At 71.1% G+C, this 23,697-nt stretch carries 21 protein-coding genes; 10 read left to right on the plus strand and 11 right to left on the minus strand.

All coding sequences use genetic code 11. From position 1 onward, the window contains the following. Nucleotides 1-122 precede the first annotated feature (122 nt). Entirely contained in the window at nt 123-1,019 is an 897-nt protein-coding gene (locus tag EJK15_RS00720) for a VldE C-terminal domain-containing protein (RefSeq protein WP_138708356.1), read from the plus strand. On the opposite strand, the gene EJK15_RS00725 is transcribed toward EJK15_RS00720, so the two are convergent. After that, entirely contained in the window at nt 1,001-2,314 is a 1,314-nt protein-coding gene (locus tag EJK15_RS00725; RefSeq protein ID WP_138708357.1) for a GH1 family beta-glucosidase, read from the minus strand. The two genes, EJK15_RS00720 and EJK15_RS00725, sit on opposite strands and share 19 nt — an antisense overlap. A 92-nt stretch (nt 2,315-2,406) precedes the next feature. Between EJK15_RS00725 and EJK15_RS00730 the strand changes: the two genes are divergently transcribed. Further along, nucleotides 2,407-3,045, plus strand: a complete 639-nt coding sequence (locus tag EJK15_RS00730; RefSeq protein ID WP_138708358.1) for a TetR/AcrR family transcriptional regulator — start codon at nt 2,407-2,409, stop codon at nt 3,043-3,045. 179 nt (nt 3,046-3,224) lie between these two features. Here EJK15_RS00730 and EJK15_RS00735 read toward each other — a convergent pair whose 3' ends face one another. Further along, complete coding sequence (locus EJK15_RS00735) at nt 3,225-4,148, minus strand: aldo/keto reductase (RefSeq protein ID WP_138708359.1); 924 nt, start codon at nt 4,146-4,148, stop codon at nt 3,225-3,227. An 85-nt stretch (nt 4,149-4,233) separates the two neighbouring features. Between EJK15_RS00735 and EJK15_RS00740 the strand changes: the two genes are divergently transcribed. The 7 genes from EJK15_RS00740 (at nt 4,234) to EJK15_RS00770 (ending at nt 12,891) form a co-directional block, all read left to right on the plus strand. After that, nucleotides 4,234-4,587: a MerR family transcriptional regulator gene (locus EJK15_RS00740; RefSeq protein WP_338089837.1), complete on the plus strand. Its 354-nt coding sequence runs from the start codon at nt 4,234-4,236 to the stop codon at nt 4,585-4,587. A 36-nt stretch (nt 4,588-4,623) separates the two neighbouring features. Beyond that, on the plus strand, nt 4,624-6,075 hold the full coding sequence (locus EJK15_RS00745; protein ID WP_138708361.1) for a peptidoglycan D,D-transpeptidase FtsI family protein: 1,452 nt from the start codon (nt 4,624-4,626) through the stop codon (nt 6,073-6,075). Between the two features lie 119 nt (nt 6,076-6,194). Next, entirely contained in the window at nt 6,195-8,549 is a 2,355-nt protein-coding gene (locus EJK15_RS00750; protein WP_138708362.1) for an ATP-binding protein, read from the plus strand. A 362-nt stretch (nt 8,550-8,911) separates the two neighbouring features. Next, nucleotides 8,912-9,685: an AMP-binding protein gene (locus EJK15_RS00755; protein WP_138708363.1), complete on the plus strand. Its 774-nt coding sequence runs from the start codon at nt 8,912-8,914 to the stop codon at nt 9,683-9,685. 110 nt (nt 9,686-9,795) lie between these two features. Further along, entirely contained in the window at nt 9,796-11,091 is a 1,296-nt protein-coding gene (locus tag EJK15_RS00760; RefSeq protein WP_206060578.1) for an ABC transporter substrate-binding protein, read from the plus strand. Between the two features lie 55 nt (nt 11,092-11,146). Next, entirely contained in the window at nt 11,147-12,034 is an 888-nt protein-coding gene (locus EJK15_RS00765) for a carbohydrate ABC transporter permease (protein ID WP_138708364.1), read from the plus strand. Next, nucleotides 12,031-12,891: a carbohydrate ABC transporter permease gene (locus EJK15_RS00770; protein WP_138708365.1), complete on the plus strand. Its 861-nt coding sequence runs from the start codon at nt 12,031-12,033 to the stop codon at nt 12,889-12,891. Before EJK15_RS00765 ends, EJK15_RS00770 begins: the two co-directional genes overlap by 4 nt. Here EJK15_RS00770 and EJK15_RS00775 read toward each other — a convergent pair. The 9 genes from EJK15_RS00775 to EJK15_RS00815 all read right to left on the minus strand — a co-directional run bounded on the left by EJK15_RS00775 (nt 12,881) and on the right by EJK15_RS00815 (nt 22,872). Further along, nucleotides 12,881-13,885 carry a 2-hydroxyacid dehydrogenase gene (locus EJK15_RS00775; protein WP_171074027.1) on the minus strand — a complete coding sequence of 335 codons (1,005 nt, stop codon included), beginning with the start codon at nt 13,883-13,885 and terminating at the stop codon, nt 12,881-12,883. The genes EJK15_RS00770 and EJK15_RS00775 overlap by 11 nt on opposite strands. After that, the gene (locus EJK15_RS00780) at nt 13,882-14,508 is read right to left on the minus strand and encodes a histidine phosphatase family protein (RefSeq protein WP_138708366.1); all 627 of its coding nucleotides are present in this window, start codon (nt 14,506-14,508) and stop codon (nt 13,882-13,884) included. Before EJK15_RS00780 ends, EJK15_RS00775 begins: the two co-directional genes overlap by 4 nt. Beyond that, nucleotides 14,505-15,962, minus strand: coding sequence for an FGGY-family carbohydrate kinase (locus EJK15_RS00785; RefSeq protein ID WP_138708367.1), 1,458 nt, complete (start codon nt 15,960-15,962; stop codon nt 14,505-14,507). Before EJK15_RS00785 ends, EJK15_RS00780 begins: the two co-directional genes overlap by 4 nt. A 43-nt stretch (nt 15,963-16,005) precedes the next feature. After that, entirely contained in the window at nt 16,006-17,466 is a 1,461-nt protein-coding gene (locus tag EJK15_RS00790) for an FGGY-family carbohydrate kinase (protein WP_240776680.1), read from the minus strand. An 80-nt stretch (nt 17,467-17,546) separates the two neighbouring features. Further along, complete coding sequence (locus EJK15_RS00795; protein WP_206060579.1) at nt 17,547-18,779, minus strand: sugar ABC transporter permease; 1,233 nt, start codon at nt 18,777-18,779, stop codon at nt 17,547-17,549. Between the two features lie 72 nt (nt 18,780-18,851). Continuing rightward, on the minus strand, nt 18,852-19,628 hold the full coding sequence (locus tag EJK15_RS00800; RefSeq protein ID WP_138708369.1) for an ATP-binding cassette domain-containing protein: 777 nt from the start codon (nt 19,626-19,628) through the stop codon (nt 18,852-18,854). Next, nucleotides 19,628-20,713, minus strand: coding sequence for an ABC transporter substrate-binding protein (locus EJK15_RS00805; protein ID WP_206060580.1), 1,086 nt, complete (start codon nt 20,711-20,713; stop codon nt 19,628-19,630). Before EJK15_RS00805 ends, EJK15_RS00800 begins: the two co-directional genes overlap by 1 nt. A gap of 147 nt (nt 20,714-20,860) precedes the next feature. Continuing rightward, a complete protein-coding gene (locus EJK15_RS00810) occupies nt 20,861-21,829 on the minus strand; it encodes a sugar-binding transcriptional regulator (RefSeq protein WP_138708370.1) in 969 nt (322 codons plus the stop codon). 74 nt (nt 21,830-21,903) lie between these two features. Continuing rightward, nucleotides 21,904-22,872, minus strand: coding sequence for an ArsR/SmtB family transcription factor (locus tag EJK15_RS00815; RefSeq protein WP_138708371.1), 969 nt, complete (start codon nt 22,870-22,872; stop codon nt 21,904-21,906). A 65-nt stretch (nt 22,873-22,937) separates the two neighbouring features. On the opposite strand from EJK15_RS00815, the gene EJK15_RS00820 reads away from it, so the two are divergent. Next, on the plus strand, nt 22,938-23,697 hold a 760-nt coding region (locus tag EJK15_RS00820; RefSeq protein WP_240776681.1), incomplete at its 3' end, for an MFS transporter.

The raw sequence follows: 23,697 nt of genomic DNA on the forward strand, positions 1-23,697 counted from the left end.
GTCCGCTCAATTGGACAAATCGATCAAACCTCGCCAAAGGTACGGCAGTTCTGCCGTTCGGATGACAAGGATAAAGATCATCTTCTATAGTTTCGGTCCGTCTATGAGGGGAGGGGACGGGTGTGAGAATCTGGCGGTTCGCCGTTCTTGTCGCCGTCCTCGCCGGGCTGCTCGGCCTGCCTGCCCCGTCCCCGGCCGCGGCCGAGCCTTCCCCGGCTGAGCTGCGCAAACTCACCAAACAGGCGACCCGGCTCAACGAGCTCTACCGCGGTCAGATCCAGAGCCTGGAGGAGATCAGGATCCAGGCGAAGCGGGCCACCGACACGTCCGGCGATCTGGAGGCTCAGCTCAAGGCCGCTCAGGCGGACGTGGCGCGCATCGCCCAGACCGCCTACATCGCGGGCCCGATCGACGGCCTCCAGCTCCTCGCCGTCGAGGGCGAGCCGTACCAGGTGCTGGGGCACGCGGCCAACATGGCCTACATGGCCACCGAGCGGACCGAGCGCGTCAAGAGAATCCAGAAGCTGATCGAGGCGTCCAAGGACGCGAAGGTCGACGCCAACGAGAAGATCCAGAAGCTGAAGAAAGAGATCAAGACCCTGCTGGGCAAGCGCCGCGAGGTCGAGCGCCTGCTCAACAAGTTCGGCTTCCAGGAACCCGGCGGCGCCGACGGCCTGACGCCCCGCATGGTCTCGGTACGCGCGGAGATCATGCAGAACTTCCCCATGAGGTACGGCGTGGGATGCCTGCGTCCCGGCGACCCCGGCGAGCACGGCAAGGGCCGGGCCTGCGACTTCATGATGTCAAGAGGCGGCACCATGGCCGGCGGTGCCGACGCCGCCAACGGCGACGCCCTGGCCGCCTGGCTCATCAAGAACGGCCCCAGGATCGGCGTGATGTACATCATCTGGAAGCAGCGCTACTACGACATCCGCTCCGGCGGCGGCTGGGATCCGATGTCGGACCGCGGCGGAGTGACCGCCAACCACTACGACCACGTTCACGTGTCGGTGTTCTGACCCTCCAGGAACGCCTTCAGCCAGGAGTAGGACGCCTTCGGGGTGCGGCGCTGGGTCTCGAAGTCCACGTGGACCAGGCCGAAGCGCTGGTGGTAGCCCTCGGCCCACTCGAAGTTGTCCAGCAGCGACCAGACGAAGTAGCCGCGCACGTCCACGCCCTCGGCCATGGCCCGCCGCATCGCCGCGATGTGGGCCTCCAGGTACGCGATGCGGCCCTCGTCCTCGATCGTGCCGTGCTCGGTGACCGTGTCCTCCTGGGAGCAGCCGTTCTCGGTGATGTGGATAGGCGGGAGGGCGCTGCCGTACCGGGTCTTGAGGCCGGTCAGCAGCTCGCGCAGGCCGTCGGGGACGACCGGCCAGCCGAAGGCGGTGGTGGGGTGGCCGGTGATGCCCGCGTCGGCGAACGGCAGCCCGTCGGCCGCCGGGGCGGCAATGCGGGTGGGGTTGTAGTAGTTGACGCCCAGGGCGTCGATGGGCGTGGAGATGATCTCCAGGTCGCCGTCGTGGAGGAAGTCGAGGGCGGGCGTGTACGCCGACAAATCCGGATATTTGCCGAGAAGTACGGGATCGTTGAACAGGCGGTTGTGGAGGATGTCGTAGGCCTCGGCTGCCCGCAGGTCGGGCTCCTCCTGTGAGGCGGGCCAGACCGGGGTGCAGTTGTTGGTGATCGCGACCTGGCGGGCGCCTGCCGCCCGGAGCGCTCTTACGGCCAGGCCGTGGCCGAGGAGCTGGTGGTGGGCGGCTGGGAGGGCACCGGTCAGCAGGGCCTGGCCGGGGGCGTGGACGCCCATGGCGTAGCCGTAGGCCATGTGGACGAACGGCTCGTTCAGGGTGATCCACAGGGGGACGCGGTCGGCCAGGCGTTCGGCGACCGTGGAGGCGTACTCGGCGAAGATTTCTGATATTTCACGATTCAGCCACCCGCCGCGATCCTCCAGCGCCTGCGGCAGGTCCCAGTGGAACAGCGTGGGCACCGGCTGGATGCCCCGCTCCAGCAGGGCGTCCACGAGCCGTTCGTAGAAGTCGAGACCTTTTGCGTTCACCTCGCCGGTGCCGAGCGGCTGGACGCGCGGCCAGGCGATCGAGAAGCGGTAGGCGTTCACCCCCAGGCCGGACATGAGGCCGAGGTCCTCGGGCCAGCGGTGGTAGTGGTCGCACGCCACGTCGCCGGTGTGCCCGTCCCTGGTGCGCCCGGGCTCGTGGGAGAAGGTGTCCCAGACGGAGACGCCCCTGCCGTCCTCCGCCGCGGCGCCTTCGATCTGGTAGGCGGCCGTGGCCGTACCCCATAGGAACATCGCGGGCTCCTTGCCGTTATGCGAGTATGGCTCATGTTAACTGAAGCCCATGTGACTCCCTGTACCTGCTGGTAATAGGCCAGGATGGGGGCATGACGAGTATCTTGCGCCGCCGTCCTGCCCAACGTCGCAGCTTGGAGCGGGTGGAGCGGATGCTCGACGAGTGCGCGGTGCTGCTCGACGAGGTCGGATACGAGGCGCTGACCACCAAAGAGGTCGCGCGCCGGGCCGAGGTGCCGATCGGCACGTTCTACCAGTTCTTCCGCGACAAGCAGGGGCTGGTGCGGGCGCTGGCGCTGCGCAACCTGGACGCGTTCCTGGAGCGGGTCACCGAGTGCATCGCCACGGCCGACCTCGGGCACTGGACCGACCTGGTCGACCTGGCCATCGACGAGTTCGTGAACATGAAGCGCACCACGCCGGGGTTCGCGGTCGTCGATTTCGGCGAGGTGCTCATCGCGCCCGGCGGGCCCGCGATCGAGGGGACCCAGCGGGCGCTGGACGGGACGAAGGACAACAACGCGATCGTGGCCGATCGGCTGCGCACGCTCTCGCGGGAGCTGCTGGACGCGCCCCCGGGGCCGGGGCTGGACCGCGCGTTGCTGGTGGCCGTCGAGGCGACGGACGCGGTGCTCAAGCTCGCCTTCCGCGTCAACCCCCGAGGCGACGAGGCGCTGATCGCCGAGTGCAAGCACCTGGTCCGCCGCTACCTCGCCGACCACCTCCCGTAACCTCCCCCGACCGCTCGGCCTGGCCGCGGACCGCGCTGGTGCGCATCCGCCTGCCAGGCCGGTGTCTCGTCAGGTCGGCGCCGTCGCCGGTGCAGTGCCCCGGCGGCCCAAGCCCGGGACGCGGAGGCCGTGCGGCGTGCCGCGTCGCAGGGGTGGCGGCGGCAGGCTGCGTGCGAGCCTCAGCACGGGGCGTCCAGGCGGGCCCGCAGGTCCTGGTCCAGCTTGAGGTCGGCGGCGCCGATGGCCTCCTCGAGCTGGGCCATCGTCGAGACTCCGACGATGGGGACGATTCCGTCGCCCATCAGCCAGGCCAGGACCACCTGGTTCGGGGTGGCGCCCAGCTCCTTGGCGACCTCGTGGAGGACGGCGAGGCGGCGGGTGGTGCCCGGGTGGTCGTAGATCTCGGAGATCGGCCGGTCGGGACGCGTGTACGCGCCGAACATCAGCGTGTTGTACGCCCACAACGTCATGTCCGGCTCGGCGGCGAGGTAGTCGAGCGTCTCGTCCGACACCAGCGTGTGCCCCGCCTCCGCGGGCTTGGCCTGCGGCCGCGGCCGCAGGTACGTGTGCCGCAGCTGCAGGTACGTGTACGGCATCCAACCCCGCGCCGCCGAGATGTTCCTGGCGCGTTCGAGCCGCCAGGTCGCGATGTTGCTCGCGCCCAGGCTGCGTACCTTGCCCTGCGTCGCGAGCTCGTTGAACGCCCCGAGCGTCTCCTCCAGCGGGACGGACCGGTCCTCGATGTGCGACCAGTACAGGTCGATGTAGTCGGTCCCCAGCCTCCGGAGGCTGCCCTCGGCGGCCCGGGCCATGACGGGCGCCGACAGGCCCTCGGCGGAGTCCAGGGTGGTGTCACCGGGGACGGTGGGCCGGGCCCCGGCTTTCGTGCTGATGAAGATCTGGTCCCGGTTGCCGCGGGCGGCCAGCCAGGCCCCGATGGCCTGCTCGCTCTCGTCGCCCGTGCGGCCCTCCACCCAGAACGGGTAGTTGTTGGCGGTGTCGAGCATGGTGCCGCCCGCCTCGTGGAACCGGTCCAGGATGGCGAAGGTGTCCTGCAGGCCGACGGTGGTGCCGAAGGGAATCGTGCCGAGTGCGATGTTCATGGCCCCAACCTTGTGAGCTGGAGCGTGCTCCAGGTCAACGGGTTGACCTGGAGCGCACTCCAGGTGAGATCCTAGGAGCGTGAGCGTGTACACACCTGCGGAGGCCGTCGAGGAGACCGGCTTCAGCCTCGACACCCTGCGTTACTACGAGAAGATCGGCCTGCTGGAGCGTGTCGACAGGAACGCGGCAGGACAGCGCAGGTTCAGCGAGGAGGACATCGGCTGGCTCGGCACGCTGCGCTGCCTGCGCGACACCGGCATGCCCATCGCCACGATGCTGCGCTTCGCCGATCTCGTCCGCGCGGGAGACCACACGATCCCCGACCGGATCAAGCTGCTGGAGGAGCACGACCAGCAGGTCCAGGCGCAGATCGCGAACCTGGCCGAGCGCCAGCGCTACATCCAGACCAAGATCTCCTACTACCGGAGAGTCCGCTAGCCCCGCCTTTGCGATCCGGTCGCTAAACCAAGATCCATGGCCGGATCGAAGGGCGGGCGGATCAACGCGTCGCTGCGCCGCGTCGCCATGCTCTGCGCGGCGATGCTGTTCACCCTGCTGGCCCACGTCACGATCGTGCAGGCGTTCGGCTCGCAGGCGCTCAACGCCGACCGCAGGAACGAGCGGCCGCTGATCACCAGGTTCGGCCATCCGCGCGGCGACATCCTCACCTATGACGGCACGGTCATCGCCACGAGCCGGCCGGCCGGCGGTGGCCCGTACCGCTATCGGAGGGTCTACAAGGACGGCGAGCTCTACGCCCCCGTCACCGGCCACCTGTCGCTGCACCGCTCCACCGGCATCGAGCAGGCGCAGGACGCGGTCCTGTCCGGCGACGACGCCAAGGTCAAGGTCAGGTCGCTGGTCAGGGACGGCGCCGACGAGGGGGCCGACGTCAGGTTGACGATCAGCGATCGGGCGCAGTGGGCGGCGTACCAGAGTCTCAAGGCGACGGGCGTTCCGGGGGCGGTGGTGGCCATCGCCCCGGCGACGGGGGCGATCCTGGCGCTGGCCACGTATCCGTCGTACGACCCGAACGCCTTCACCGCCTTCGACCGCGCCCGGCTGGCCGAGACGGGGCGGCGGCTCATGCGGGCGCCGTCGCAGCCGCTGCTGAACCGGGCGCTGCACCGGGCGTATCCGCCCGGGTCCACGTTCGAGCTGGTCACCACGGCAGCGGCGCTGGGCTCCGGCGAGTACAGCGCGGCCAGCCTGCTGGACGCGCCGGTGCGGCTGCCGCTGCCCGGGAGCGCCATGTCCGTCCGCGACGATCCCGGCTGCCGCGACGCGCACCCGATGCTCATGTACGCCTTCCAGGTCTCGTGCGACACCGCGTTCGCCAACCTCGGGCTCCAGCTCGGCCAGGACGTCCTGAGGGACCAGGCGGAGGCGTTCGGGTTCAACGCGGACGGCCTGGCGATCCCGCTGGCCACGACGCCGAGCCGGTATCCGCCGTCCACGGACCGCGCGCAGACGGCCTTGGCGGCCATCGGGCACCACGAGAACCGGGCCACGCCGCTGATGATCGCCATGCTGTCGGCGGCGGTGGCCAACGACGGGGTGCTGATGCGGCCGTACCTGGTGGAGGAGGTGCGCCTGCCGGACGGCTCGGTCATCAACCGCGCCGGTCCCACGCCGTACCGGACGGCGGTGTCGCCCACGCTGGCCAAGCACCTGGCGGCGATGATGACCACGGTGACGCACGCGGGCGGCACCGGGACGGGCGCGGCCATCCCGGGGGTGGAGGTGGCCGCCAAGACCGCGACCTCGCGGACCGTCCCCGGCGCGGAGGATCAAGCGCTCGTCACGGCCTTCGCGCCCGCGGACAGGCCCGAGGTGGCCGTGGGGGTCGTGCTGGAGAATCCCGGCGCGCGGGCCGAGGCCGTGGCGCCGATCGCGCGGGCCGTGATCGAGGCTGCCCTGGCGTGAGCGCCGGTCAGCGGTAGGCCCTGGCCTGGAGGGCGCTACGCCCCGAATGTGTCCGTGGGCATTGACCGGTTCTCCACTATCTCTGGGCGCACGCCGTAGTTGATGACACACTCACAGTGATGCCGCGATCTGCCGACTTCAGCAACCTGCCGGCCGAATCGAACACGTTCGTGGGCCGCGAGTCCGACATGGACGAGCTCGTTCAACTGATGCGCGTCTCGCGCGCCGTGACCTTGTGCGGTGCGGGCGGCATCGGGAAGACCCGGCTCGCCCTGCGGTTGGCCGCCAGAATGGCCTCCGGCCACGCGGGCGGCGTGTGGCTGATCGAGCTGGCCGACCTGGAGAAGGGCGAGCTGCGCGGGCACGTCGCCGCCACGCTCGGCATCGCGGGCGACCTGGCCGAGACGATCGGCGACCGGCGCGTGCTGCTGCTGCTCGACAACTGCGAGGCCGTGGTCGGCGAGTGCGCCGAGCTCTGCCGCGACCTGCTCGGAGCCTGCCCCGCGCTGGCCGTCCTGGCCACCAGCCGCGAGCCGCTGCGCGTCCCTGGCGAGACGGTGTGGCGGGTGCCGCCGCTCTGCGTGGACGGCGAGGAGAGCGAGGCCGTGCGGCTGTTCGTGGCCAGGGCCGCCGCCGCCCGGCCCGGCTTCGAGCTGACCGGCGAGACGCTGCCGCTGGTCGTGGCGCTGTGCCAGGCGCTCGACGGGCTGCCGCTGGCCATCGAGCTGGCCGCCGCCCTGGTCAGGGTGCTGTCCGTCGGGCAGCTCGTGGAGCGGCTCGACGACCGGTTCAGGCTGCTGGCGGGCGGCGCGCGTACGGCTCCCGCCCGGCACCGCACGCTCCGGGCCGCCGTCGACTGGAGCTACCGGCTGCTCACCGCGCAGGAACGGCTGCTGCTGCGCCGTACGGCCGCCTTCCGCTCCTCCTGGACGCTCGACCTCGCCGAGTGGGTCTGCTCGGGCTCCGGCCTGCCGGAGGAGGAGGTGCTGCCCAGGCTCTGCGACCTCGTCGACAAGTCACTGGTCGCCCTCGACGGCGAGATCGCCGGCCAAGCGGGCTACCGGCTGCTGGAAACCGTCCGCGAATACGCGCTCGAGCAGCTCGCCGGCTCCGGCGAGGAGGCCGAGCTGCGGCGCCGGCACCTGATGGCGCTGGCCAGGCTGGCGACCCGGTTCAGGGAGGCGCTGGCGCCTGGCGCGCGCACGCCGTGGACGGTGATCAAGCATCTCGTGAACCTGCTCGACGGGCTGAAGATCGAGATCGGCGCAGCCTGCGACTGGTCGATCGTGAACGGCACGCCGGAGACGGGGCTGGGCCTGCTGATCGACATCCGCTACCTGCTGATCGGCAGCGGGCACAAGCTGGACATGGTCGAGCGGCTCGACCGGCTGCTGGCGCTGGACGCGCCGCAGGTGCCGCAGGGGCTGCGCGGGCAGGCCATGATCCTGCGCGGCGAGCTGGCGCTGGCGGCGGGCGACATGGAGCTGGCCACCAGGTGCGCCCGCACCGGGCTCGACCTGTGCGCGCGGGCCAAGGACAGGTACGGCGAGGCCGTCGGCACGATCGTGCTGGCCCAGCTGACCGGCGAGCAGGAGGCCCTGACCCGCGCGCTGGAGATCGCCAGGCAGTCCGGCGACCTCGTCACGGAGGCCCTGGCCCAGGTCGCCAGGGGGCAGTTCGGCCTGCACCAGGGCCGCCTGTGCGAGGCGCGGCGGGCGTTCGAGGAGGTCCTGTCGATCTGCGAGGAGCTCGACAACCACTACGGCCAGGCCGTCGCCCACATCGGCCTGGCCCACGTGGCCAGGCGCACGGGCGATCCGGCGACCGCCAAGCGGCACTACGAGGCGGGGCTGCGCCTGGTGCGGCACGTGGACGCCAGGCAGCAGATCGTGAGCTGCCTGGCCGGGCTCGGCAGGGTGGCGCTCGACCAGGGCGACCTGGTGGAGGCCCGGGCCAGGCTCACCGAGGCGCTGCTGCTCAGCCGCGACGCGGGGCTGCGGGCCGGCGTCGCCAGGCGGCTGGAAGCGTGGTCGGCCCTGGTCGCGGCCGAGGGCGACCACCGGCGCGCGATCCTGCTGGCCGCCGCCTCCGTGGCGCTGCGCGGCCGCCAGCCGGACGCGCGTACCGAGGACGTGCTGCGACCCGCGCGGGCCGCGCTCGGCGAGGTGCTGGTCGGCGTGTTGTGGGCCGAGGGCACGGCCATGACCGCTGACCAGGCGGTGGCCTGCGCGCTCGACGGGGCGCTGCCCGAGCCGTCGGCCGAGCCGGTCGTCCCGGCCGGGCAGGAGAGCAGGCTCACGCCTAGAGAGCGCGAGATCGCCGACCTGGTGGCCAGAGGGCTCAGCAACCGGGCGATCGCCGACGAACTGGTCATCAGCCCGGCCACCGCCGCCCGGCACGTGGCCAACATCCTGGCCAAGCTGGGCTTCTCCACGCGTACACAGATCGCCGCGTGGGTGATCGCGAGCCGCTGACCGCGCCACCCGTCTACACATTGCCGGGCCGGTCCGCCTACACCTTTGAATGGCCATGTCAGCGCATGTGCCGTGCCCGGCTGCACGCCTACCGTTGCTTCCAGTGATCGACCGCACCGCGCGCACCCCGCCCTCGCGCCGGGGACGTCGCGGCCGATCGATCGGGGACGTCACGCGTCCGCACGGGGCCGAACCTCTTCGGAGGGGTGGAGGTCCGGCACCGGGCGCGTGACAGCGGGCCCGAGCCGCGCAGGGCTCGGGCCCGCCCGCGCAGGTCTGCACATCGGCGGCGTGGAGATGCACATCGGCCTACATATATCGGTGGATGCTGCGCTCCGTGAGGCGGCCGTACGTTGTCGGTCATGAAGCCCACCGCCTCGACCACCGGCACCGTGATCAACGAGGTGTTCCGCCGGGCCTACGAGCGCGGCGACCGGCCGGCGCTCGTCGACCTGCGCGGCGGCCACGTCTACGGCTATCGGCGGCTGGTGACCGAGGTGACCAGAGCTGCCTCCGGGCTGGTGCGCAGGGGTGCCCGGCGCGACCAGGTGGTGGGCGTGCACGTCTCGACGGCGGGCGCGCAGACGCTGGCCGTGCACACGGTGCTGGCCGCCGGCGGGGTGGCGGCGCCGATCGATCCCGCGCTCGGTGCGGAGGAGGTGGCCGCCTGGCTGGGCGCCTGCGACGCGCGTACCCTGATCACCACGCCCGACCTGGCCGAGACGGCGACGCTGGCGGCGGAGGGGTCCCGGGTGCGCCAGGTCGTCTCGCTCGGCGCCGCGCTGGACGCGATCGATTTCCGCAGCCTGCTCACGCTGGAGCCCACCGCGCTGCCCGCGCTCGACGCCAAGCGCCAGGACGCGCTCCTGCTGGCGGACGGCCGCCGCCTGTCGCACGCCGACCTGCTCGCCAGGATGGCCGAGCTCGACCTCCCGGTAGGCCTGGCCGAGTCCGACGTGGTGCTGACCACGTGGCGGCCCGGCGGCGGCAGCGATCTGGTCGCCCTCGTCGGTCTCGGCGTGTCGAAGGGCGCGCTGGTGGTGGCCTGCGGCGGCGGCGATCTCCCCGGCACCAGCCACGACTTCAGTGTCACCGTGGTGACGGGCCCCGGGGGGACGCTGGAGCGCCTTCGCTGAATATGCGGAGCTGTTACCGACCATCCCTTGACGACCAAGAGCGGGAAGAGAATCGTTGACAACGTTGTCAAATCACCTACTTCGGGGGGACTTCGAAGGGATGGTGTGCGATGCGACGGTGGTTAGCGACCGTTTCGATCACGATGGCGAGCGTGCTGGGCCTGGCGGCCTGCGGCGGTGGCGGCGGTGGACAGGCGACGCAGTCGCCCGCGGCGGGCGGCGGCGGCAAACAGCAGGTTGAGGTCTTCTCCTGGTGGACGGGCCCCGGTGAGGCCGACGGTCTCCAGGAAATGCGGAAGATCTTCGAGCAGCAGAATCCGAACTACACGTTCTTCGACGCCGCGGTGGCGGGCGGCTCCGGCGACAAGGCCAAGGCGCTGCTGCAGTCGAAGCTCCAGGCCAGCCAGCCGCCCGACACGTTCCAGGGACACGCGGGCGCCGAGCTGCAGGGCTACATCAAGGCCGGCAACCTCGAGGACCTGACCTTCCTCTACGACGAGCTGAAACTGAAGGACGTCTTCCCGGCTCAGCTCGTCGAGCAGATCAGCGTCGAGGGCAAGATCTATTCGGTGCCGGTGAACATCCACCGGTCCAACGTGCTGTGGTTCAACCCGGCCGTGCTCAAGGACGCCGGCGTGGCGGGCGCTCCCAAGACGCTCGACGAGTTCGTCGCGGCGCTGGAGAAGGTCAAGGCCAAGGGCAAGGTCCCCCTGTCCATCGGGTCGGAGTGGACCGTCACCCACCTGCTGGAGAGCGTGCTGCTGGGCTCGCTCGGCACCGACGCCTACAACGCGCTGTTCAAGCCGGGCGCGAACTGGAACAGCCCGGAGGTGACCAAGGCGCTGGAGAGCTTCGCCAAGATCATGTCGTACGCGGGCGACCCGCAGGACGACTGGCAGCCCGCGGCCAAGCAGGTGGCCGACGGCGAGGCCGCGTTCAACGTCATGGGCGACTGGGCGTACGGCTACTTCCACAACCCGCCCGAGGGCGGCCTGGGCAAGACGTCGAAGACCGACTTCGACTGGGCGCCGGCCCCCGGGACCGAGGGCACGTACCTGTGGCTGTCCGACAGCTTCACCCTGCCCAAGGGCGCCAAGAACCGTGACGGGGCCGCCGCCTGGCTGAAGGTCGCGGCCAGTAAGGAGGGCCAGGACGCCTTCAACCCGAAGAAGGGCTCCATCCCCGCCCGCAAGGACGCCGACCAGTCGCTCTACACCGACTACCTGGCCGACGCGCTGGAGGACTGGTCGAGCAACAAGCTCGCCGGGTCGATCCAGCACGGCGTCGCGGTGAACCAGCCGTGGCTGGCATCGATCACCGAGGCGGTCGGGCTGTTCATCGGCAGCAAGGACGTCAAGGCCCTGCAGCAGGGGCTGGCCGACGCGGCCGCGGCAAACGCTCAGTAACTCGGCTCGTGGGGTGCGGCAGGCGCGGGCGCGCCTGCCGCACCCGTGGGAGGGAATGGTTGTGAGGCGGGCACGCGCGTGGCTGCCCGGGCTCCTCCTCGTCACCCCGTCGATCATCGCGATCGGCGTCTTCGTGTACGGCCTGCTCGGCTGGAACTTCCGGCTGGCCATGACCGACAAGCACGATGAGGTGTCCGAGGGCGAGTTCGTGGGGCTGACGAACTTCATCGACATCTGGGACCAGCCCCGATGGCATCTCTCGGTGAACCACACGATCGTGTTCACGGTCGTGTTCGTGCTGGGGGCGCTGCTGCTCGGCTGGCTCCTGGCGTTCCTCATGGAGAAGGGGATCAAGGGCGAGGGGACGTTCCGGGCGATCTACCTGTTCCCGATGGCCATCTCGTTCGTCGCCACCGGGATCGTGTGGCGGTGGCTGATGAACTCAGGGACGGGGGAGCGGGCGGTCGGGCTGAACCGGCTGTTCGACTGGCTCGGGCTGCCGCAGTGGCAGTGGTTCAGGGACCAGGACTGGGGGATGGCGGCGATGGCGCTGCCCGCCATCTGGCAGATGTCCGGATATGTCATGGCTTTGTTCCTGGCGGGGTTCCGGGGTGTGCCCGAAGAGCTGCGAGAGGCGGCGCGGGTGGACGGCTGCACCGAGTGGGGCGTCTACCGGTACGTCGTGCTGCCCATGCTGCGGCCGGTGACCCTGTCGGCGCTGATCATCCTGGGGCACATCTCGCTCAAGGTGTTCGATCTGATCGTCGCGGTGTCGGGGAAGCAGATCATCACCGACGTGCCGGCGGTGTTCATGTGGGTGGCGGTGTTCGACTCGCACGATCCGGCCAAGGGGGCCACGATCGCGTCCTACATCGTGGTGAGCGTGGCGATCTTCGTCATTCCGTACCTGATCTGGTCCGTGCGTAAGGAGAGGAAATCATGACGGCGGTGGCCGGGCGCAGGGCGCAGGGGTTCCCCTGGATGCGGTTCGGCCTGCTGGTCATCTTCGTGGTGATCTTCCTCATCCCGATCTACGTGCTGCTGGTCACCAGCTTCAAGCCGCTCTCGGAGGCGGACCCGGGCCAGGCCTGGAACCTGCCGCGGACGTGGACGATTGAGGCGTGGCGGGTGGCGTGGGAGAAGCTCGCGCCGGGACTGTGGAACAGCGTGCTGCTGGCCGTGCCGGGCTCGCTCCTGTCGTGCGCGCTCGGCTCCATGAACGGCTACGTGCTGTCCAAGTGGCGATTCCCCGGGGCGGACGTGCTGTTCACGCTGTTCCTGTTCGGCATGTTCATCCCGTACCAGGGGGTGATGATCCCGCTGGTGCAGCTGCTGGTGGGGCTGAACGAGCTGACCGGGCTCGACGGCGTCTTCTACGGCGGCATCCCCGGGCTGGTGCTGGCCCACGTCGTCTACGGCATCCCGATCTGCACGCTGATCTTCCGCAACTACTACGTCACGATCCCCGACGAGCTGATCGAGGCGTCGCGGGTGGACGGGGCCGGCATGCTGCGGGCGTACTGGTCGATCATGCTGCCGGTGTCCGGGCCCGCGATCGCGGTGGTCATCATCTGGCAGTTCACCTCGCTGTGGAACGACTTCCTGTTCGCCGTCTTCCTGACCGGGCCGACGAGCTGGCCGACGACCGTGATGCTGAACAACATCGCGGGTGCGCAGGCCACCCCGTACAGCCAGCAGATGGCGGCGGCTATCCTGGCGTCCGTCCCCACGATGATCATCTACATCGTGCTGGGCCGGTTCTTCATGCGCGGGCTCATGGCGGGCGCGCTCAAGGGGTAGCGCGGTGGGCGAGTGGCTCGCCGCGCACGTAGCGGGCCACGTCCGCGGCCACGATCGCGGCCGCCTTCATCGCCGTCTCCTTGCTGGCTCCGGCCAGGTGCGGAGTCATCACCAGGTTCGGCGTCGCGAGCAGGCGCGAGCCCGCCGGGATGGGCTCCTCCGAGAAGACGTCCATCGCGGCGCCGAACAGGTGGCCCGAGTCCAGCGCGTCGCACATGGCGTCGTAGTCGAGCAGCGCGCCGCGGGCGCAGTTGACCAGGACCGAGCCGCGGGGCATGGCGGCGATCTCGGCCGCGCCGATCATGCCGGCGGTCTCCGGAGTGGCGCGGGCGTGCAGGGAGACGAACTGCGAGCGGCGGAGCAGCTCGTCCAGCCCGACCTGGCCGGTGACGTCGACGTACGGGTCGTGGACGAGCACGTCCGCGCCGAAGCCCGCCAGCATGCGCGCCACGCGGCGGCCGATCGCGCCGTAGCCGACCAGGCCGACCGTGTTGCCCTCCAGCTCGGGGCCGACGTTGTCGTACATGTAGTAGTCGCCCCGCCACACGCCCCCGGCCAGGTCGGCATGGGTCTGGGGGATCCTGCGGGTGGCGGCCAGCAGCATGGCCAGGGTGTGCTCGGCGGTGGCCACCGCGTTGCGCCCCGGCGCGTACGTCACCGCGACACCCGCCCGCGCCGCCGCCTCCAGGTTGGCGTTCACCGGGCCGCCCCGGCTCACGCAGAACAGCCGCAGGTCGGGGGAGGCGTCGAGGACGCGCTTGGTCAGCGGGGCCATCTGGGTCACGCAGACCTCGACGCCGCGCAGCGCCTCGATCAGCTCGTCCTCCACGTCCGACGCCTCGTCCACCTCGCCCACCCGGCCGAACGGCTCCACCGGCCAGGGCAGCGTCAGCTCGCGGATGTCCACCTCGCCGGGGACCTCGCGCCTGAGCGCGTGGACAAGCAGGCGGTTCTGGACGAAGTGGTCGCCTGCGGCCAGGACTCGGATGGTCAACGAACGGCTCCAATCGGGGAGTTGTACTGCAGCAGCGCGGCCCGCCCGTGCTCGCCGAGCTCCGGCGGGCGCAACTCGGTCAGCGCGCAGTTGTCCAGGCGCGGGAACAGCCGGCGGTATTCGCCGAGCGGCACCCCGATCAGCCGGCACAGGGCGAGCCTGATGGCCGTCGTGTGGGCCACCACGAGCACGCGCCCGCCGGGGTGCGCGGCGGCGATGTCGTCCAGCGCGTCCACGAAGCGGGCGGCGGCCCGGTGCGGGTCCTCGCCACTCGGGAGCGGGTGCTCCGCGGGGTCGGCCTCGAAGGCGGCGCGTGCCTCGGGGAAGCGGGCCTTCATCTCCGCCGCGGTCAGGCCCTCTCCGTCGCCGAAGTCCAGCTCGCGCAGCCGGGCGTCGCTCCGGAGCGCGACGCCCGCCTTGGCGGCGGCGGCCTCGGCGGTGATCCTGGCCCGGCTGAGCGTGGAGGCCCAGACTGCTTCCAGGCCCGCGTTCGCGGCCCATTCGGCCAGCTGGGCGGCCTGGGCGTGACCGTGCGGGGTCAGCTCGACGTCGCTGACTCCGGCGTAGCGGTTCTCGGCGTGCCAGACGGTCTGGCCGTGGCGGACAAGTACGAGGTCGGTCATCGGGAGGTCCTCTCACGGGCGTGGTTCGCGGCTCTTCCGGGGAGCCACCCGCGCCGCTCCAGCTCTCCGACGAAGCGCAGGTACGGCTCCCGCAGGTCTTCCCCGGACGGTTCCACCACGGCGCGGGTCCTGATCATCCGGGCGGGGTCGCCGCCGGCGAGGACGGCCATGCCGAGTGCGGGTTCGGCGTTCTCCCGCAGCGTCACGGGACGTCCCAGGACGTCCGCCCTGAGCCGGGTCCAGAATGCGCTCTTCGTGGCGCCGCCGGTCAGGATGATCTCCCCGTCCACGGGGGCGCCGAGCAGGTCGAGGTAGTCGAAGCAGAGGCGCTCCACGAAGGCCGCGCCCAGCAGGATCGCCAGGTAACGCTCGACGTCGTCGGCCGGCTCGCCAAGGGTGAAGGTCTCGGCGTGGGGGGCGTCGAACGGGAAGCGCTCGCCGCGCGACACGAGAGGGTAGGTCACGGGAGCGGCCGCCGGCCATCCGGCCGAGCCGCGGGACCCGGGCGCCGGACTGCCGAAGCGGGCCGCGGCGTGCGCGCTCAGCGCGTCGAGATCCCGGCCCGGCAGCTCGCGTGTCAGGACGCCTGCGCCCGTGCTGGATGCCCCGCCCGGCAGCCACGAGCCGTCCGGCGCGCGGTGGGAGTAGACCACGCCGAGCGGGTCGTGGATCAGCTCCTTCGTCACACCCTTCAGGACCAGCGTCGTGCCGAGCACCGAGTTCCAGCTCCCCACCCGCAGGGCCCCCGCGCCGAGCTGGGCCGCGCAGCCGTCCGTGGTGCCGGCGATCACCGGTGTGCCTGCCGGGATGCCGGTTTGCGCAGAGGCGTCCTCGCAGACCACCCCCAGCCGGGCGCCCGGACGTACCACGTCGGGGAGGGACCCCGGGGGAAGCAGGTTCAGCACCTCGGCGGGCCAGCGCTCCTCGATCAGGTCCACGCCGGTCTTCAGCGCGTTGCTCAGGTCGGTGGCTACCTCGTGCCCGACCAGCCGCCGGTTGACGAAGTCGCTCTGATGCGCGGCCCGCGCCCCCGCGGGAGCGTCCCTGAACAGCCACAGCAGCTTCGGCAGCGCCCAATTGGGCTGCATGCGCCGGTAGCCGAGCCGCTCCCACACGGCCGCGCCTGCCTCGTTGACTCGCTCGGCGCCGGCCCGCCGGTCGTCGTACATGAGCGCCGGGGTCAGCGCGCGGCCGTCGGTGCCGGTGAGCAGGATCGTTCCAGACGTCGCGGCCACGGCCACGCCCGCGACCCGCGACGGCGGCACCTCCCGCAGCGCCTCTCTGGTGGCGGCGGCCAGCGCGCGCCACCACTCCTCGGGGTCCTGCTCGTGGCGCGGTCCGTCGCGGTGGCTGGTCAGCGGGCGACCGGCCGCGCCGAGCACCTCGCCGGTCTCGCCGACGGCCATCGCCCGCACGCTCTGCGTCCCGAGGTCGATGCCGATCCACACGTTCATGCGCCCTCCTTCGTCGGTCGCACGAACGTGATCGTTCGCTCGCTCATGTACGACCCCGCATCTCGCTCAGCAACGGCCACGAAACCGCGCTGGTCCCGCGTAGGTTCAGGAAGTCGTCGAACAGCTGTACGTAGAGCGACCGCCGGGCGGGGTCGGGCTCCACGACGTCGCGCAGCCGCACGTGTTCAGCGGCCGCGGCGGCGATGGACGGCGTGGCGCCCGTCGCGGCCAGCCCCACGAGGTAAGCGCCCCGTGCTCCCACCTCGGCGTCGGCCGAGCGGCGCACCGGCAGCCCCGTCACGTCGGCGATCAGCCCGAGCCACGCGGCGCTGGCCGACCCGCCGCCGCATACCCGCAGCTCCGTCGGCGCCGCGCCGGTGGCCACCAGGCAGTCCTTGATCACCATCGTGAGCCCTTCGAGCGCCGCTCGCGCGACGTGCTCACGGCCGTGTTCGAGCGACATGCCGAGCATCGCGCCCCGCGCGAGGGGATCGGAGAACGGCGCTCGCTCCCCGGCCGGCGACAGGTACGGCAGGAATGTCAGCCCGCCCGCGCCCGGCGCGCTCAGCGCGGCCAGCTCGCCCAGCTCGGCCGGGTCGCGCAGGCCCAGCAGGCGGCACGTCCACTGCACCACCTCCGTGCCCGCGAACGTGGGGAAGGCCCGCAGGTAGCCGCCGGGCAGCGCGATCGTGACGCCGATCGGCTCGCCCTCCAGGCCGGGGGACTCGACGACGACCTCGGTGCACAGCGTCGTCCCGAGGATGGCGCACGCCTGCCCGGCCCGCACCGCGCCCGCGCCCAGCGCCGTCGCGGCGATGTCGTACGGGGCCATCACAACGGGCGTCCCGGCGGGCAGGCCGAGCGTCGCGGCGGCGGCCGGCGTCAGCTCGGCGACGGGGCACGAGCGGACCTGGGGCAGCAGCCGCTCGGCCCATTCCATGCCGAACATGGCCGGCAGCGACGGCGAGTAGGCGCGCGCCCGCAGGTCCATGAACGGCGCCGAGGCGTCCGACTCCTCCGCCATCAGCTCGCCGGTGAGGCGGCAGAAGATCCAGCCGCCGCAGGTGAGCATGGCGGCCGACCGGTCGAGCCGCCCGGGATCGTTCGCGCGCAGCCAGGTCAGGATCGCATGCGGCAGTCCGGACGCGGCCGACGACCCGTTGATCCGGAACGCCGCCGCGGCCAGCCCATCCCGCGTCCAGGCGTCCACGGTCGCCGCCGCGCGGGCGTCGTTCCAGAGAATGGCGGGCCCGGTCGGCTCGCCGTCCGCGCCGACCAGCCAGCAGCCGTCGCCCTGGGCCGTGACCGCCACGAACTCCACCGCGTCGACCTGGGCCGCGACCTCGCGCACCGTGGCCACGACCGCGTCCCAGACCGCGTTCATGTCCTGCTCGGCGTGGCCCGGCGCGGGCCTGGACACCACGGTCCCGCGCCGGGCGACGACGGCCTCCGCGCCCGCGGCGTCGTACGCGACCGCCTTGATGACCGTGGTCCCCGCGTCCACGCAGATGTACGAAGGGCGCGGAGCTCCCGAGTTGGCAAGATACGAAGGGCGCGGAGCTCCCGAGTTGGCAGGAACTGTCATCAGGCCCTGCCGTGGGAAGTCCTCGACCGGCGCGACACGGAGTCGACGATCACGGCGAGCAGCAGCACGGCCCCGGTGACCACGAACCGGATCGAGGAGTCCAGGTTCAGCAGCGTCAGGCCGCTGGAGATCGACTGGATCACGATGATCCCGAGCAGCGCGCCGAACGCCGTGCCGCGCCCGCCGAACAGGCTCGTCCCGCCGATCACGGCCGCCGCGATGGCGTTGAGGTTGACGTCGCCCGCGCCGCTGCTCTGGTTGGCCGCCGCGAGCCGGGCCGCGGCCAGGATGCCGCCGACCGCCGCGAACGTCGAACAGAGCACGAACACCGAGGTGTAGATCGCCTTGACGTTGATGCCCGCCCGGCGCGCGGCCTCGACGTTGCCGCCCACGGCGTAGACCGCGCGGCCCCACTTCGTCCGCGACAGCAGGTAGTGCATGATCAGCACCAGCGCCACGAAGAAGACGAACATCCAGCCGACGCCGCGCGTCTGGCCGAGGTACCAGACCACGAACGCCAGCACCGCCAGCAGCGCCGCGCTCCTGACCGCCAGCGTGGACACGCTCCTGGCCGACAGACCCGCCCGGCGCCGCTCGCGGGCGTACAGGTAGCCGGTGGCGAACAGCCAGACCGCCGCGATCATCGCGAACGTGTACGACAGCCACGCCGGTACGAAGTCCAGCTGCGCGAAGTTCACCAGCCCCGAGTCGAACGGCAGGTTGATCGACCCCCTGGTGCCCAGCACGTACAGCTGGAGCCCGAGGAAGGCCAGCAGCCCGGCCAGCGTGATCACGAAGCTGGGCACGCCGAACCGGTTGAACAACTGCCCGTACAGCCACCCGATCACCGCACCCATGATCACCGCGGCCGCGATGGCCAGCCAGACCGGCAGCCCCTCGCCCACGAACAGCACCGCGAGCACCGCGCCCGACAGCCCGCTGACCGAGCCGACGGACAGGTCGATCTGGCCCACGAGCAGCACGCACACGATGCCGAGAGCGATGATGCCGACGGCGGCTGACTCCAGCGTGAGGTTCACCAGGTTCGCGCTGGACAGGAAGATCGGGTTGAGGAGCTGCAGGACCGTCCAGATGACCACGAGCCCCACCACGACGGGGATGACGCCCAGGTCGCCGCCGCGGGCCCGCTCGACCACGTCGGCGAGCGCGCCGCGCAGCCCCTCGCGATCCTGGAGCCGCTCGTCCTGCCGGTCGGTCGTCAGTGTGCTCACGACGCCTGTCCTTCCTGCGCCCGCGTCAGTGTGCTCATGACGGCTGTCCTTCCTGCGCCTGTATTCATGGCCTCACTCCGTGAGGCGGGTTCGGTCGCCATATGCCGCCGCCCGCCGGGACACCGCGTTGTCGGTGGCGCCGGTGATGGCGGCGATGATGTCCTCGGTGGAGACCTCGCCCACGTCGAACACCCCGTTGTTGCGGCCGAGCCGCAGCACCGCCACGGTGTCGGCGACGGCCTTCACGTCGGCCATGTTGTGGCTGATCATGATGACGCCCAGGCCGTTCTCGCGCAGCCGCTCGACCAGGTTGAGCACCTCGGCCGTCTGCGCCACGCCGAGCGCGGCCGTGGGCTCGTCCAGGATGATCACCTTCGGGTCGCCGAGCAGCGACCTGGCGATGGCGACCGTCTGCCGCTGGCCGCCGGACAGCGCCGCGACCGGCACCCGTACGCTCGGGATCTTGGCGGAGAGCTGGCGGAGCAGCTCCCACGAGCGGGTCTCCATGGCCACGTCGTTCAGCCGCAGCGGGCGGATCTCCTGGCCGAGAAACAAGTTCTGGATGACGTTGAGGTTCTCGCACAGCGCCAGGTCCTGGAAGACGGTGGCAATGCCGAGCTTGTGCGCGGCGGCCGGGGTCGGGATCTCGACCTCGCGGCCCTCGAAGGTGATCGTGCCCGAGTCGGGCGGGTGCACGCCCGAAAGGATCTTGACGAGGGTCGACTTGCCCGCGCCGTTGTCCCCGACGACGGCGACGACCTGGCCGGCGGCCACTTCGAGGTCGACGTCGGTGAGCGCGGCGACGGCCCCGAAGGTCTTGCTGATCCCGCGCAGCGAGAGGACGGTCATCACTTGATCCCGAGCTCGTCGCAGCCCTTGGCGTAGTCGCCGGCGCAGACGTCGGCGGCCTTCATGATGCCGCTGTCGAACAGCACTTCCTTGATGTTCTCCTTGGTCACGACCGTGGGGACGAACAGCTCGGACGGCGTGTTGTACAGCGTGGTCTTGCCGGCGGGCTTCTTGCCCTGCATGAACTCCCAGGCCACGTTGGCCGACGCCGTAGCGACGATCTTGATGGGCTTGGAGATCGTGTTGTACTGGTCGCCGGCGATGATGCGCTGCGCGGCGGCCACCTCGGCGTCGTTGCCGGTGACCGGCGGCACCTTCACGCCTGCGGCCTTGAACGCGGCGATCGAGCCGCCGCCGGTGCCGTCGTTGGCCGCGACCACGCCGACGATCTGGTCCTTGAACTGCGTGATCTGACCGCTGACCCAGGTCTGGGCCTTCTCCGGCTGCCAGTCGGGGGTGTCGTACTCGGCCAGCAGCTTGAAGCCGCTCGGGTCGACCGCGCTGTGGATGCCCTTCTTGATCAGCCCGGCCGCCGCGTCCGTGGGCGAGCCGTTGACCTCGAGGATCCCGCCCTCGGCCTTCTCCGCCTTCAGGTGGTCGACGAGGGACTGGGCGATCATCTGGCCGATCTTCTCGTTGTCGAACGAGATGTAGTAGTCGGCGGGTGTGGCCGGGATCGGCCGGTCGTAGGCGATGACCGGCACCTGCTGCGACTGCGCCGACTTGACGATGGTGGCCGCGGCCGCGGAGTCGACCGGGTCGAGCACGATGGCCTTGACGCCCTGGGCGAGCGCGGAGTCGGCCTGCTGCTGCTGCTTGGCGGCGTCGGAGTCGGCGTTCTGATAGATGACCTCGCACGTCGGGCACAGTTCCTTCATCCTGGCCTCGAACAGCGGCTTGTCCTGCAGTTCGTATCGGGTCGACGCGAGGTCGGGCATGAGGAAGGCGACCTTGGCGCTCTCGACGTCGCCGCCGCCGGTGTTCCCGCCGGCGGAGCCGGAGCCTGAGCCGCACGCGGCCAGCACCGAGCCGGCGAGCACTGCCACTGCGGCGAACGCGGAGGTCCGCATCTGAGCTCTATTCACGGGTTCGTTCCTCACTCGCTGCGTCCTCGCGGACGGATTCATGACGCTCGCTGCCCCCGAGACATGGGACATGCCCTCACAGGAGGGCATGTCCTGTGGTGCGGCTCACGTTAGCGCGCGTGCGGAACGTTTGTCCAGCAAAAATGTTCAGAGCTGGCGGGCGGCGGCGACCAGGCCCTCCGCGGTCGGCGTGTCCGTGACGAGCTGGTTGAAGTAGCCGCCCTTGGCTCCCGCGACGATCGACAGCACCTTCTCGGCACCCACCGCGACCGCGATCACGGCCGGGATGCGGCGCAGGTTTTCCGGCGCCGCGGCCACCAGTCGCTCGCTGCCCGGATAGGTCACCGGGGCGCCGTCGCGGTCGTAGACGCGCATGCACACGTCGCCCACGGCCTGGCGCAGGCTCTCGGCGTCGCGCGGCATGAGGGCGGGCACCATCTGCCGCATCAGCGGCGCCGAGCCGACGCCGACGATCGCGCACTTGGCGTGCGCCCACAGGTCCATGACCCGGCGCACGGACGGCTCGTGCTGCAGTGAGTAGAACAGCTCGGGACCGGGCAGCGCGGGCGCGTAGAGATAGGCGGGCACGCCGCCGACGCGTTCGGCCAGGATGCGGGTGGTCTCGTTGGTCTGGAACCAGGGCTGCGGCTCCTCCTGCCCGCCGACCGCGGGCGCGATCGTGACGCCGGGGAACTGGCCGAGCCCTTCGCGGGCGCACTCGTAGACCGTGGTGCCCGAAGAGACGAGCACGACGTCGCCGGACTCCAGGCCCACGGCGGCCAGCGCGCGGGCCACGCCTGGCGCCAGCCAGGGGCCCAGGGTGGGGCCGCTGGCCTTGGGGACCAGGTAGACGTGCCGCAGGTTGAGCGCCTGGGCCACCTCGTCGGCCAGCGGGCCCTCCGCCAGCGTGGCCGGCCGGTGCACCTTGATCTCGACGATGCCCTGCCTGCGGGCCTCGGTGAGCAGCCTGCTCACGGTCGCCCTGGAGACGCCGAGCCGCTTGGCGATGTCGCCCTGCGTGGCGTCCTCCATGTAGTACTGCTGCGCCGCCGCGTACATCAGCTCATGCGGGAACCTGGTCTGCTGCGCGTCGGGTGCGACGTCGGCGGCATTCATGCGCGCTCCTGGATGAGATCCGTGAACAAATTTGCAGAACTGATGCGCAAACACTATATCTTTCCGGGGAAAGGCTAGCCGTTGATCAAGGCGTCGCCGAGTGGCGTGCGGGCGTACAGGACGCTGCGGCCCGTGCGGGTGCCGGCGATCAGGCCCGTCCTTCGCAGCGCCGCCAGATGGCCGCCCGTGGTGCCGACGCTCTGCCCGAGCAGGACCGCGAGCTGCGTAGTCGTGGCGGGCTCGGACAGCTCGGCGAGGATGCGCGCGCGGCTGCGGCCCATCAGCAGCGACAGGTCGGCGTCAGGCGCGGGCGGAGCGGCCGCGGTCCCCCTGGCGGGGTAGATCATCGCGTACGGCCAGGCGTCCTCGAGGTAGACCGCGATGCTGCTCATGAACGCCGAAGGCAGGAAGAGCAGCCCCTTGCCGCCGAGCCGGTGGGTCCCGCCGATCGAGATCATCTCGATGTCGATGTGCCCGCGGCGCCGCCAGTGGACGCGGGGGCTGAGGTCCTCGAGCGCCGCCGCCCAGCCGTAGGCCGCCAGCCGTCCCGCCCGCTGGGCCACGTCTCGCTGCAGGACGGCCCGCAATCGCGGCCACTCGTGGGAGAGGATCCGCGTCCACAGCGCCTCGTACGCGTCCGCGAGCAGCTCCACCACGTACGGGCCCAGCAGCAGGTCCTTGACCCAGCCCGCCACCGGGCGGCCGGCCAGCACCTTGGCGATCTCCGCGTGCGCCTGCTCCAGCGGCGTCCCGCGCATGGCGGCCAGCTCGTCCTCGAACGACACGTCCACGGCCGTGGGCGGGGGCGCGATGAAGTCGACGTTCGTGCTGCCCACGTTGCCGCTGACCGCCGCTGCCGCCCGCAGGACCGGGTGCTCTCGCACGAGCTCCTGGTACGTCTCCCGCCACCGCACCACCCATTTACCGTGCACGCCTGCCTGGGTCCGGCCCGCGAGCACCCACTGCGCGTGCATGGTCTCGATCAGCGGCGAGATGGCGAACCTGCTGGCCACCAGATCCTGCGGGGTGACCTCGATGCTCACGAGCACCTTTCGGTTATATCCGAAAAAGTCGCTCTATGGCTGGGTTGCTCCGCACCATCGTGATCGTGAAGAGTGCGACGTTCGGCGAGGTGTTCGCCGTCAAGGAGTTCCGGGTGCTGTTCGGCAGCTTCGCGCTGCTGATCGCCGGGGACGTGATCAAGATGCTGGCCCTGTCCGTGCTGGTGTACACGCGGACCGGCTCTCCCGGCCTGTCGGCCGCCGCCTACATGGCCGGCTGGCTGCCGTTCATCTTCGGTGGACTGTTCCTGCTCTCGCTGGCCGATCGGGTGCCGCCGCGGGCGTTGATGATCGTCGGCGAGCTGGTCAGGGCGGTGACGTGCCTGCTGCTGGCGTACGCGGGGCTGCCGGTGTGGGCGCTGCTGGCGCTGGTGCTGGTCACCGGGCTGTTCTCGCCGGTGTTCTTCGCCGCGCGGGCGGCGATGCTGCCCGAGGTGCTGCCCGGGGACGCGTTCGTGCTGGGGCGCTCGGTGCTCAACGTCGCCTCCGCCGGCGCGCAGATCCTGGGGCTGGCGGCCGGGGGCGCGTTCCTGGCCTTCGCGGGTCCCTCGGGGGCGCTGGCCGTCACCGCGGGCCTGTCGGTGGTGGCCGCGGTGGTGCTGCGAATCGGGCTGCCGCAGAGGCCGGCGCGGGGCGTGCCCGCGGGCGGCGCGGTCCGCGAGACGCTCCGCGTGAACCGGCGGTTGCTGGCCGACCCTCGGATACGTGGGCTCCTGCTGGCGGGCTGGCTGCCGTGCGTGTGCCTGGCGGGGGCCGAGGCCATGGTCGTGCCCTACATGGGCGGGCAGGTGCAGGCGGGGGTGGTGC

The sequence above is a fragment of the Nonomuraea basaltis genome, assembly GCF_005893125.1.
Classification (GTDB): Bacteria; Actinomycetota; Actinomycetes; order Streptosporangiales; family Streptosporangiaceae; genus Nonomuraea; species Nonomuraea basaltis.